The 11,988-nt window shown below is 68.6% G+C and carries 11 protein-coding genes; 6 read left to right on the plus strand and 5 right to left on the minus strand.

Annotation, left to right across the window (positions count from 1 at the left end; genetic code table 11):
• Nucleotides 1-8: 8 nt before the first annotated feature.
• From panD to JHE00_RS12785, 4 genes are all read left to right on the plus strand, one after another.
• On the plus strand, nt 9-509 hold the full coding sequence (panD, locus tag JHE00_RS12770; RefSeq protein WP_200318142.1) for an aspartate 1-decarboxylase: 501 nt from the start codon (nt 9-11) through the stop codon (nt 507-509).
• Nucleotides 510-1,295, plus strand: coding sequence for a type III pantothenate kinase (locus tag JHE00_RS12775; protein WP_200318144.1), 786 nt, complete (start codon nt 510-512; stop codon nt 1,293-1,295).
• A gap of 70 nt (nt 1,296-1,365) precedes the next feature.
• Complete coding sequence (lysS, locus tag JHE00_RS12780) at nt 1,366-2,871, plus strand: lysine--tRNA ligase (protein WP_230423229.1); 1,506 nt, start codon at nt 1,366-1,368, stop codon at nt 2,869-2,871.
• A gap of 140 nt (nt 2,872-3,011) precedes the next feature.
• A complete protein-coding gene (locus JHE00_RS12785; protein ID WP_200318146.1) occupies nt 3,012-3,359 on the plus strand; it encodes a histone-like nucleoid-structuring protein Lsr2 in 348 nt (115 codons plus the stop codon).
• Between the two features lie 55 nt (nt 3,360-3,414).
• Here JHE00_RS12785 and JHE00_RS12790 read toward each other — a convergent pair whose 3' ends face one another.
• Nucleotides 3,415-4,221: an AraC family transcriptional regulator gene (locus JHE00_RS12790; RefSeq protein ID WP_307831912.1), complete on the minus strand. Its 807-nt coding sequence runs from the start codon at nt 4,219-4,221 to the stop codon at nt 3,415-3,417.
• Between the two features lie 23 nt (nt 4,222-4,244).
• On the opposite strand from JHE00_RS12790, the gene JHE00_RS12795 reads away from it, so the two are divergent.
• Nucleotides 4,245-4,877, plus strand: a complete 633-nt coding sequence (locus tag JHE00_RS12795) for a TIGR03086 family metal-binding protein (protein ID WP_307831913.1) — start codon at nt 4,245-4,247, stop codon at nt 4,875-4,877.
• A 3-nt stretch (nt 4,878-4,880) separates the two neighbouring features.
• Here the strand turns inward: JHE00_RS12795 and JHE00_RS12800 are convergent, their stop codons facing one another.
• Nucleotides 4,881-5,699 carry a (2Fe-2S)-binding protein gene (locus tag JHE00_RS12800; protein WP_307831914.1) on the minus strand — a complete coding sequence of 273 codons (819 nt, stop codon included), beginning with the start codon at nt 5,697-5,699 and terminating at the stop codon, nt 4,881-4,883.
• A gap of 408 nt (nt 5,700-6,107) precedes the next feature.
• On the opposite strand from JHE00_RS12800, the gene JHE00_RS12805 reads away from it, so the two are divergent.
• On the plus strand, nt 6,108-8,660 hold the full coding sequence (locus tag JHE00_RS12805; protein WP_200318150.1) for an ATP-dependent Clp protease ATP-binding subunit: 2,553 nt from the start codon (nt 6,108-6,110) through the stop codon (nt 8,658-8,660).
• Between the two features lie 720 nt (nt 8,661-9,380).
• Here JHE00_RS12805 and JHE00_RS12810 read toward each other — a convergent pair.
• From JHE00_RS12810 to JHE00_RS12820, 3 genes are read right to left on the minus strand one after another with little or no spacing between them, the layout of a single operon-like run.
• Nucleotides 9,381-10,193 carry an SIR2 family NAD-dependent protein deacylase gene (locus JHE00_RS12810; RefSeq protein WP_307831926.1) on the minus strand — a complete coding sequence of 271 codons (813 nt, stop codon included), beginning with the start codon at nt 10,191-10,193 and terminating at the stop codon, nt 9,381-9,383.
• Entirely contained in the window at nt 10,193-10,504 is a 312-nt protein-coding gene (locus tag JHE00_RS12815) for an antibiotic biosynthesis monooxygenase family protein (protein ID WP_200318152.1), read from the minus strand. Before JHE00_RS12815 ends, JHE00_RS12810 begins: the two co-directional genes overlap by 1 nt.
• 16 nt (nt 10,505-10,520) lie before the next feature.
• Nucleotides 10,521-11,957 (minus strand): M1 family metallopeptidase, encoded by a 1,437-nt coding sequence (locus tag JHE00_RS12820; protein ID WP_200318153.1) that lies wholly within the window; start codon nt 11,955-11,957, stop codon nt 10,521-10,523.
• Between the last annotated feature and the right edge of the window lie 31 nt (nt 11,958-11,988).

An 11,988-nucleotide genomic window follows, 5' to 3' on the forward strand; every position in this document is an offset into this window, starting at 1 on the left:
AGTCCCGGATGTACCGCACGATGCTGAAATCCAAGATTCACAGAGCCACGGTGACGCAGGCCGACTTGCACTACGTCGGCTCCGTCACCGTCGACGAGGCCCTGATGGAGGCCGCTGACCTGCTGCCGGGCGAGCAGGTGTCCATTGTGGATGTTACGAACGGCGCGCGCCTGGAGACCTACGTCATCAAGGGCGAGCGCGACAGCGGCGTCATCGGGATCAACGGGGCCGCCGCGCACCTCGTGCACCCCGGTGACCTGGTGATCCTCATCGCGTACGGGCAGATGGACAACGCCGAGGCCGCGTCCTTCCGGCCCAGGGTCGTGTTCGTCGACGCCGACAACCGCATCGCCGACCTCGGCGGCGACCCGGCCACGGTGCCCGAGGGCAGCGGCCTGGTCAGCGGTGCGCTGCCCATCGGCAAGTTCATCGGCGAGCAGCAGGCGTTCCCGGTGGCGGAGACGGTCGACGCGGCCAAGCTGGACGCCCTGCTGCACGCGGAGAGCTAGTTGCTCCTCACCGTCGACATCGGCAACACGAACATCGTGCTCGGCCTCTACTCCGGCAGGGGCGAGTCGGCCGAGCTGGTGCGTGACTGGCGGATGCGCACGGACGCGAGGATGACCGCCGACGAGCTCGCGCTCACCATGCGCGGGCTGCTCGGCCAGCACGCGGACTCGGTCAGCGGGATCAGCGCGTTGTCGACGGTTCCCGCCGTGCTGCGCGAGCTGCGCGTGATGCTCGGCAGGTACTACCCGAGGGTGCCGAAGATCGTGGTGGAACCCGGTGTGCGCACCGGTGTCCCGCTGCTGGTCGACAACCCCAAGGAGGTGGGCGGCGACCGGCTGGTCAACACACTGGCCGCGCACCACCTGCACAACACCGCGTGCGTCGTGGTGGACTTCGGCACGTCCACCAACGTCGACGCCATCTCCGCCAGGGGCGAGTTCCTCGGCGGAGCCTTCGCTCCCGGCATCGAGATCTCGGTCGACGCGCTCGCCGCGCGCGCCGCCGCGCTGCGCAAGGTGGAGCTGGTGCCGCCGCGCTCGGTGATCGGCAAGAACACCGTGGAATGCCTGCAGTCCGGAATCGTGTTCGGTTTCGCGGGCCAGGTGGACGGTCTGGTCCGGCGCATCGCCCGCGAGCTCGCCGGCGACACCGGTGAGCGGGTCGAGGTGATCGCCACGGGCGGTCTCGCGCCGCTGGTGCTGGGCGAGTCGGAGACCATCACGGAGCACCGTCCCGAACTCACGCTGCTCGGGTTGCGACTGGTCTACGAACGCAACGTGCGCTGAGCGAGCGGGTCCGCGCGGGAACGGGTGCCCGTGTGCACGGCTCGCACGGGTGTTCGTACCCTAAGGCCTCATGAGCGATTTCCCGGAGCAGCCCATGAGCGAGGACGACCTGCCGGAGCAGATGCGGGTGCGCCGGGACAAGCGTGACCGGATTCTCGCCGCGGGCGTCGAGCCCTATCCCGTCGAGGTGCCGCGCACGCATTCGCTTGCCGAGGTCCGTGCCGGGCACCCGGATCTTCCCGCCGACACCCAGACCGGCGAGCAGGTCGGGGTCACCGGCCGCGTCATGTTCCTGCGCAACACCGGCAAGCTGTGCTTCGCGACGCTGCGCGAGGGCGACGGCACGGAGTTGCAGGCGATGCTGAGCCTGGCGAAGGTCGGCGAGGAGGCGCTCGGCGCCTGGAAGGCCGACGTCGACCTCGGCGACCACGTTTTCGTACAGGGCGAGGTGATCACCTCCAAGCGCGGCGAGCTGTCCGTGCTCGCCGACAGCTGGCAGCTCACGGCGAAGTCGCTGCGCCCGCTGCCGGTGGCGCACAAGGAACTGTCCGAGGAGACCAGGGTCCGCCAGCGCTACGTCGACCTGATCCTGCGCCCGAAGGCGCGGGACGTGGTGCGGACCAGGGCGACGGTTCTGCGCGCGCTTCGCGATTCTTTCCACCGCCGCGGATTCACCGAGGTGGAGACGCCGATGCTGCAGACTCTTCACGGTGGTGCGTCGGCGCGGCCTTTTGTGACGCATTCCAACGCCTTCGACCTGGATCTGTACCTGCGTATCGCGCCCGAGTTGTATCTCAAGCGCTGCGTGGTGGGCGGTATCGAGAAGGTCTTCGAGGTCAACCGCAACTTCCGCAATGAGGGCAGTGACTCGTCCCATTCGCCCGAGTTCGCGATGCTCGAATACTACGAGGCCTACGCGACCTACGACACAATCGGAGTGTTCACCAGGGAGCTGGTGCAGGAAGCCGCCGAGGCGGCATTCGGTTCCCAGGTGGTGACCCTCGCCGACGGAACCGAGTACGACCTCTCCGGCGAGTGGACCGCAATGACAATGTACGGTTCCCTCTCCGACGCGCTCGGTGAGGAAGTGACGCCGGAAACGACGGTCGAGAAACTGCGATCCTTCGCGCAGGCGCGCGGGCTCGAGACGGATCCGAAGCTGGGTCATGGCAAGCTCGTCGAAGAACTGTGGGAGTACCTCGTCGGGGATCACCTCCACGCGCCGACATTCGTGCGCGACTTCCCCGTCGAGACGTCGCCGCTGACGCGACAGCACCGGACCCAGGACGGCGTCGCAGAGAAGTGGGATCTCTATGTGCGCGGTTTCGAGCTGGCCACGGGCTACTCGGAACTCGTCGACCCGGTCATCGAGCGGGAACGGCTCACCGAACAGGCTCGGTTGGCCGCGAAGGGTGACAGCGAGGCCATGCGCCTTGACGAGGATTTTCTGCGTGCACTTGAGTACGGAATGCCACCGACCGGCGGCGCGGGAATGGGAGTCGACCGGCTGCTCATGGCCCTCACCGGTCTCGGTATCCGGGAGACGATCCTGTTTCCGCTGGTCCGTCCCGAATAGCTGCGCGCGACACATCTGTAACCGCAGATGTTGATTTGCCTTTAGTCTGGTCACGGGGTATTAATATGTCCAGTCAAAGGCTTTTGACCGGGGCGTGGCTCGCACGCCGGCTATCGCCGGGCTTTTAACAGGAGGAACTGATGGCGCAGAAGGTCCTTGTCTCCCTCGTGGACGATCTGGACGGGTCAGAGGCCGAAGAGACCGTCGAGTTCGGGCTGGACGGTGTCAGCTACGAGATCGATCTGTCTGGCGAAAACGCCGAAGAATTGCGGGACGCGCTGGCGCAGTATGTCGAGCACGCGCGCCGTGCCGGTGGCCGGAAGCGGGCGGGCCGCCCGGCCGTCGCCAAGGTGCCCGGCCGTTCGGCCGCGGTCGACCGCGAACAGAATCAGGCCATTCGCGCGTGGGCGAGGAAGAACGGTTACGACGTTTCCGACCGTGGGCGCATCCCCTCGGAAGTCGTCGACGCCTACCACAAGAAGAACTGAAACATAGTTCCACTCTTGCGAAGCGGCGGCCTCCCGACCAGGGACGGCCGCCGCTTCACGTTCGGGGTTCCGCGGCCTGGGCTCTCGCATAGCGCGCGGGTGGCGTGCCCACGACGGTGGTGAAGTCGCGGACGAAGTGCGCCTGGTCGCTGTAGCCCAGTTCGTGCGCGAGGTCGGCGTGGTTCAGCCCGGGGTCGTCGGCGATGCGCCGCGCGGCGTCGTCGAGCCGGTGGACCCTGATCGCCCACTTCGGGCTGACGCCGACGCAGGTCGCGAACAACCGCTGCAGCGTCCGCGCCGAGAGCCCGGTGGCCTCCGCCAGCGCGGCGACCCTGGTCATCCCCGGATCGCTCGCGACCACCCGCACGGCGTCGCGCGCCTGCTCCTCCGCCGCACTCAGTGCGGGCACGTCCTTGCCGAGCAGTTCGTCGGCCAGCCGTGCCATCTCCGCCGGTTCGGCGGCGGCCAGTAGCTCGTCCTCCGTCTCCCGCGCCTGCGGCCCGAAGACCTCGGCCAGCGACACCACTCTGCCGGAGAACTCCGACATGGGCCTACGGGCGAAGGACCGGAAACACCCAGGCCGAAACCGCGCGCCGAGAACCTGGTCCCTGTCCTCGAGCAGGTGCGAGAACACCTCGCGACTCGGAGCCCACACGCCGGAGGCCGCGCGCGAGAACGAGACGTGCACCGACAGGTTGGGCAGCACCCGCTGCAGATGAGCGGGCCTGCCGCGCAGGTCCCAGCGCACGACCCAGTAGTACTGCACGAACGGGCGCAGGGCCTCCATCGGTTCGTGCCGGGTCAGCTCGAACCTCGTCGCCGCGATCCCGGCGTCCAGTACCCCCTGTGGGATGCGCTCCACGCCGGTGACAGTAGCCACCGCGGGTGACGTTTTTCTTCAAGACGGATCCGGCCGCGCGCGCTGGGATGAGCGGCATGTCCGACCTGCGAGAACCGATCAAGATCGCCGCCGCCGACCTCATCCGGGTGGTGCACGGTGTGCGCGCCGGGCACCTGGCCGAGCCGACCCCGTGCGAGAGCTACGACGTTCGCGGCCTGTGCAACCACCTCCTGTACTGGGGTCCCGCGCTGCACGCCGCCGCGCGCAAGAGTGAGGTGCCTCCGAGAGCGGCTGCCGAGGAGAGCGCCGACCTGGTGACCGGCGACTGGGCAGCGCGCCTGGTCCGCCAGACCGAGGACCTGGCCTGCGCGCTGGCCGACCCCGACGCGTGGCAGGGCGGCACGACGATGGGCGGCGGTGACCTGCCTGCCTCGATGGTCGGCGAGATGGTGCTCTGCGAGTTCGTGCTGCACGGTTGGGACCTCGCTCGGGCGACCGGACAGCAGCTCGTCAGCACCGACGAGACGGGTGAGGCCGCCGAAATGGTCATGCTCGGAATGGCCGAGCAGGGCCGACGGCTGCAGGTGTTCGGCGAGGCCGTGCCGGTGGCGGACTCGGCGTCCGCGTTCGAGCGCGCGCTGGGTCTTTCGGGCCGCTCCCCGGACTGGTCGCGCTGAGCGTCAGGTCCGTGACCTGCCGAGCCGAGGACACTCAGCGCACTCGGTCTGGCCGGGCAGCAGATAGCTGAAGCAGCAGCTCTCCCTGCGCCTGCACCACAGGCGTCGACCGTCCGCGCCGGGTTCCATGCGCAACGTCGAGGCCGAGGTCAGCGGCGTGAACCGCGACTCGAGCACCAGTGCCGCGTCGGCGACGCCCGCGCCCTCGTCGCCGCCGTCGAGTCCCGCCCACCACAGGCACGCGTCGAGCGCGTCGGTCGCGCCCGCCCACAGCACCCGGTTGCCGAGCGGGCTCATCCGGCCGTAGGTGCGGACGAAGCGCGCGGCGTGCGCGGTGTAGCGGGCCCGCAGCACCGCCGCGAGGGCGCGCTCGTCCGCGACGACCGTGGCCTCCGGCCGCCCCGCGGCGGGGTCGAGCGGCAGGCAGTAGAAGGAGGTGCCGAGCACCGCGATGCCCGTGGGGTCGGGCCTGCCATCGGCGGAGATCCGGAAGCCCAGCTCCTCGGGTCGCAGTGACGGCACCCGGCGTTCGTGGTGCAGCAGGAGCGCGCCCGCGTACGCCGGTACGCGGAGGTACCAGGACATGACGTAGCTGGCCGCGGTCCTCGGGGGTGCCTCGCCGTACTGCTCGCGCAACCAGTCGGACAGCGCCAGGCACCACTCACCGATGCGGCCGGGTTGCGTCAGCAGGTCTGAGCACCGCTGCCAGCCCTCGCCTGGCAGGTCGGCACGGAGCTCGACGCGATCCTGCAGGCCCGCGACCCTGGTCAGCGAGTCCGAGAGGGAGTCGAGCTGGGCGCGCGTGTGTCGAGCATCACGCACGGACCGATCAACGGTCACGGATCGCCTCCGCTTGCTCCATTCGGGCGTTAGGTCTGCCTTACCTTACCGCTGGACGGGTGACTCGCCACCCGCGCACCTCTTTCGTGGGAAAGCTGGGTCACGGATATCTGTTCGCGGTGAGCGGACAAGAATTTCCATCGGAATCAAAAGGTGCCGCTTGTGCGTTGTGCCAGACGTCAACAGCCAGCAACAAACGGACTGTGTGTCTGCTCAGCGCCGGGTCAGGTGTCATCGCCCGGTCGGCAGGAGCGGGGTGCAAACGGCCAGAGTGGTAGGCCGACACGTGCGCTTGGCTACTACAGTGGTCTCACGGTGCCGAACTCATTGCCGGAAGAGTTCGTTGGTGATGAGATCGGGCCGCCGGGCGCAGCAGTCGAGGGAGTGGGAATGTTCGAGAGGTTCACCGACCGCGCGAGGCGGGTGGTTGTCCTGGCCCAAGAAGAGGCCCGGATGCTCAACCACAACTACATCGGCACCGAACACATCCTCCTGGGTCTGATCCACGAGGGTGAAGGTGTCGCCGCCAAGGCGCTGGAGTCGCTGGGTATCGCGCTGGAGGGCGTCCGCCAGCAGGTCGAGGAGATCATCGGCCAGGGGCAGCAGGCCCCGAGCGGGCACATTCCCTTCACGCCGCGTGCCAAGAAGGTGCTTGAGCTGTCGCTGCGCGAAGCGCTGCAGCTCGGCCACAACTACATCGGCACGGAGCACATCCTGCTCGGCCTCATCCGCGAGGGTGAGGGCGTGGCGGCGCAGGTGCTCGTCAAGCTCGGCGCAGACCTCAACCGGGTTCGCCAGCAGGTGCTGCAGTTGCTCTCCGGCTACCAGGGCAAGGAGCCCGCGGAAGCAGGCGGCGGCCGCGGCGAAGGCACCCCGTCGTCCTCGCTCGTGCTCGACCAGTTCGGCCGGAACCTCACCGCGTCCGCGCGGGAGGGCAAGCTCGACCCGGTCATTGGTCGCAGCAAGGAGATCGAGCGCGTCATGCAGGTGCTGTCGCGCCGCACCAAGAACAACCCGGTCCTGATCGGCGAGCCCGGCGTCGGCAAGACGGCCGTCGTCGAGGGACTGGCCCAGAACATCGTCAAGGGCGAGGTGCCCGAGACGCTCAAGGACAAGCAGCTCTACACGCTCGACCTCGGGTCGCTGGTGGCGGGCTCCCGCTACCGCGGTGACTTCGAAGAGCGCCTGAAGAAGGTGCTCAAGGAGATCAAGACCCGCGGCGACATCATCCTGTTCATCGACGAGCTGCACACGCTCGTGGGTGCGGGTGCCGCAGAGGGCGCGATCGACGCGGCGAGCATCCTCAAGCCGATGCTGGCCCGCGGCGAGCTGCAGACGATCGGCGCGACCACGCTCGAGGAGTACCGCAAGTACATCGAGAAGGACGCCGCTCTGGAACGTCGGTTCCAGCCGATCCAGGTCGGCGAGCCGTCGCTCGAGCACACGATCGAGATCCTCAAGGGCCTGCGCGACCGGTACGAGGCGCACCACCGTGTCTCGATCACCGACTCGGCGCTGGTCGCGGCCGCAACCCTGGCCGACCGCTACATCAACGACCGCTTCCTTCCGGACAAGGCGATCGACCTGATCGACGAGGCCGGCGCCCGGATGCGGATCCGCCGCATGACCGCTCCGCCGGACCTGCGCGAGTTCGACGAGAAGATCGCCGACGTCCGCAGGGAGAAGGAATCGGCCATCGACGCTCAGGACTTCGAGCGGGCCGCACGCCTTCGCGACGAGGAGAAGACGCTCCTCGGCCAGAAGACCGAGCGCGAGAAGCAGTGGAAGGACGGCGACCTCGACGTCGTCGCCGAGGTCGACGATGAGCAGATCGCCGAAGTCCTCGCCAACTGGACCGGTATCCCGGTGTTCAAGCTCACCGAGGAGGAGACCACGCGTCTGCTCCGCATGGAGGACGAGCTGCACAAGCGGATCATCGGCCAGGAGGACGCGGTCAAGGCCGTGTCGCAGGCCATCCGCCGTACTCGGGCCGGCCTGAAGGACCCGAAGCGCCCGTCCGGCTCGTTCATCTTCGCCGGCCCGTCCGGTGTCGGTAAGACCGAGCTTTCCAAGGCGCTGGCCGCGTTCCTGTTCGGTGAGGACGACGCGCTCATCCAGATCGACATGGGTGAGTTCCACGACCGCTACACCGCCTCGCGGCTCTTCGGTGCCCCTCCTGGCTACGTCGGCTACGAGGAGGGTGGCCAGCTCACCGAGAAGGTGCGGCGCAAGCCGTTCTCGGTGGTCCTCTTCGACGAGATCGAGAAGGCGCACCAGGAGATCTACAACACGCTCCTGCAGGTGCTGGAGGACGGCCGTCTCACCGACGGTCAGGGCCGCACGGTCGACTTCAAGAACACGGTGCTGATCTTCACCTCGAACCTGGGTACTCAGGACATCTCCAAGTCCGTGAGCCTGGGCTTCTCTTCCGGCAGCGACGAGGGATCGCGCTACGAGAAGATGAAGCAGAAGGTCAACGAGGAGATGAAGAAGCACTTCCGGCCGGAGTTCCTGAACCGGATCGACGACATCATCGTCTTCCACCAGCTCACGCAGGACCAGATCATCGAGATGGTCGACCTGATGGTGACGAGGGTCGAGTCGCAGCTCAAGGCCAAGGACATGGAGCTGGAGCTGACCGAGCGGGCCAAGGCCCTGCTCGCGAAGCGCGGCTTCGACCCGGTGCTCGGTGCCCGACCGCTGCGCCGCACCATCCAGCGGGAGATCGAGGACCAGCTGTCCGAGAAGATCCTGTTCGGCGAGGTGCAGGCCGGCCAGATCATCATCGTGGACGTCGAGAACTGGGAGGTCGGCGACGAGCGCGACGACCAGGCCCAGTTCGTCTTCCGCGGTGAGGCCAAGCCGTCGGACGTGCCCGACGCCCCGCCGGTGAGCATCGCCGCCGCGGGCGGCGAGGACGCCGGCGAGGCCGAGCAGGAGTAACCGCAACCCGGTACGACGGAAACGGCGCCCCACGCTTTGCGTGGGGCGCCGTTCCTGTCGGTACCCAAGCGCAAGTCGTGCGGCCCGACGCGCGACTCGCGCCCCGCTCCAGCCCGCGAGTCCCCCGTTCCCGCACGCGAGTTCCCCGCTATGGCCGACGAGTTCCCCGTTCCCGACCGTGAGTTTCCCGATGGGACAAGCGGGGTCTGCGTTCCGACGGGATGTGATGGGCAGCGCCTCACGTAGCGCCCCGCGCGATTCGTATGCGACCGGAGAGCCGAAGCGGCCGTGCGCCGTCAGGACCTCGCACGACTGGCGGGAGTAAGGGCGTCTTCCGCTGAAAGCACGCGTGTGGGAGGACCAAGCGTGAAGGTCGAGGCGGGGATCTGATGCGCCGACGCGGGACGCCCTGCCCGGAGTGCGGAACTCGTTGTGCCGGGACGGAGGCCAACAGGCTGGATCGGGGACCCCGCTGCCTACTGGGCGGTGTCACGTTCCAAGCGGGGCACTCGCTGCGCGCTTGGAAGCACGCGAGCTGGAGCTGCGGCTCGGAACGGATGCTTGCGCGCGGGAGTGGGCAACTCACGCCCCGGAACGGGCAACTCGCGTGCAGGAGGGGGCAACTCGCGGCCCAGAGCGGGGGACTCGCGGGCTGGGGCGGGGGACTCGCGGGGCTGGGTGCGCGGTCCGCGGTTGGTGGCGGGTGGCGGCGGCGCGGGGCTAGGTGATCGTTTTCGACAGGGCTGTCAGGGCGTTCAGGGCGGCTTCCGGGAGGGGGATGCCCCTGCCGTGGCGGACTTCGGGTTCGCGCGGGTTGATGCGCACCAGCGCTGCCGTCGCCGCACTCGCCAGCTCGGCCTGTCTGCGCACCGTCGGCACCGCGGTGCCAGCGCCCAGTTCGACCACCACCGCGTCGCGGTGCAGCCGCCGCCAGGCTCGCAGCTGCTCAGCCTGCTCGTCGCTGCGCTCCGGCAGCCACTCGATGTCGCCGAACATCAGGATGTTGGGCCGGGCCAGCCCGCCACACCGAGGGCACGATGGCAGCGCACCGACCGCTCGCATCGTGTCCGGGTCCACCTCCACCGACACGTCGTCGGCAGGCCAGATGCCGGAGCCGCAGCGCGCCAGGCACTGCAGGTGATGGATCGACCCGTGCACCTCGGTGACATGCTCGAACCCGGCTCGCTGGAACTGGCCGTCGACGTTGGACGTGAACACGTGCACCCCACCGGGTTTGCGCTCACCCCACTCGCGCAGGATCCGGAACCCGTCGTGCGGCACCGTGCGGCGGTACAGCTCCAGCCGGTGCCCGTAGAAACCCCACGCCAGCGCGGGATCGGCGGCGAAGTGCTCGGGGTCGGCGATCTCGGCGAAGCTCAGTCCGAGTCGCGCGTAGGGCGGGTACGCGCGCCAGAACCCGTCCTCGCCCCTGAAGTCGGGGAGCCCGGAGTCGACGCCCATACCCGCGCCCGCGCACACGAGCAGCGCGTTCGCCGACGAGATCAGCCCGGCGGCGCGCTCGAGCTCGCGAATCACTCTGCCTTCGGCACCGAACTCTGCACGACCTCGAACTCCAGCAGACTCGCACCGCTGGACACGGGCTTGGCCCGCTCACCGGCGTGCGCCTCGCGGGACGGGCCCTGGGCCCACGCCTGGAAGTGCTCCTCGGTCTCCCACTTCGTGTAGACGAAGTAACGGTCGTCGCCGGACACCGGGCGCAGCAGCTCGAAGCCGAGGAACCCGGGCTGCGAGTCCACGGCGTGCAGCCGTGCGGCGAAGCGCTTCTCCAGCTCGGGGCCTGCGCCCTCGGGGACCTCGATCGCGTTGATCTTCACAACAGCCATGGCCCCAGCGTAGAACCTAGTTGCGCAGCGAACCCGGATAGAGGTGCTCGTCACCGGGCAGCTCCGTGCCCCGGAACCAGTCGGCGAAGAAGCCTTCCAAGTCCTGGCCGGAGACGTCCGAGACGAACTGTTCGAAGTCCGGCCAGCTCGCGTTGCCCTCGCGGTGCTCGACGGGCCACTGCTTGAGCACGCGGTCGAACGCCTCGTCGCCGATCTGCTTGCGCAGCGCGTGGATCGCGAGGGTTCCCTTGTCGTACACGCCTTCGAACTCGTTGCCCGCGCCCATGTCGTAGAGCTTCTGGCCCCAGAACTCGGTGTCGTCGCGCAGCTGGTCGATGTTGTTGCGGTACCTGGCATCGAGGTTGTCGCCCTGCTTGCCCTCGGCCCACAGCCATTCCGAGTAGCTCGCGAGGCATTCGTTGAGGCAGATGTCGGCCCACGACTCGACCGAGACCTCGTTGCCGTACCACTGGTGGGCGAGCTCGTGCACGATCGTCGAGAAGTCGGCCCCGAGGGTGTAGGTGGGCCTGCCCTGCGTCTCCAGGGAGTAGCCGACGTCGTTGGCGAGGTAGATGCCGCCGGCCGACGTGGCCGGGTACTCGCCGAACTTCGTGGTGAGAAAGTCGATCACCTCGCCGACCCGGTCAGCGTCGCGCCGGATGCCCTCGGCTCCGGGGGCGTACGCGCTGAGCACGGGGGTGCCGTCGGCGAGCTGTCCCTTGTCGACGGTGAAGCGGTCGACGGCCACGGTAGTGAGGTAGCTGGCGACGGGTTCCTGCTCGGTCCAGGTGCTCGTGGTCCAGCCGTTCTCGGTCTTCGAGCTCTCCTGCGTGCCGATCGACACGGCGGTCCAGCCCTGCGGCACGCGCGCGGTGAGCCGGAACGTGGCCTTGTCGCGCGGGTGCTCGTTCACGGGGTACCAGTACGACCCCGACTGTGGTTCACCGAGCACGAACGCGCCGCCGGACTCGCTGCGCTGCCAGCCGTTGCCGCCGAGCTGGGCGCTGGAGGCGTCCTGCGGTTTGCCGTCGTAGCGCACGCGCGTGGTGAACTCGCTGCCCTCGGCCAGCGGCTCGCCGGGCGTGATCACGAGCTCGAAGTCGCCTTCCCTGGCGAACTCCGCGGGCTGGCCGTCGACTTCGACGGAGCTGACGGTGAAGCCGCGCAGGTCGAGGTTGAACCGTTCGAGGTCCTGGGTGGCGCGCGCGGTGACGGTGGTGTCGCCGTCGAGATTGCCGTTGTCCGGGTTGTAGCCGATGGAGACGTCGTATCCGGTGGCGTCGTAGCCGCCGTTGCCGTCCTCGGGGTAGTACGGATCGCCGATCCCGGCCGCGCCCTGCACCGGAGCTCCCTGGTCTGGTTCCCGGGATTCGTCCGGTTGGGACGTGGTGCACGCGGCTAGTGTGCACACCAGACCGCCCAGCAGGGCGGCCCGCGCGCGGCGGCTAAACATGGCGGGAGCTTACGCGCCCGCACCGAAAGAC

Origin of the sequence: Prauserella cavernicola, from assembly GCF_016595675.1 — a bacterium.
GTDB lineage: Bacteria > Actinomycetota > Actinomycetes > Mycobacteriales > Pseudonocardiaceae > Prauserella_A > Prauserella_A cavernicola.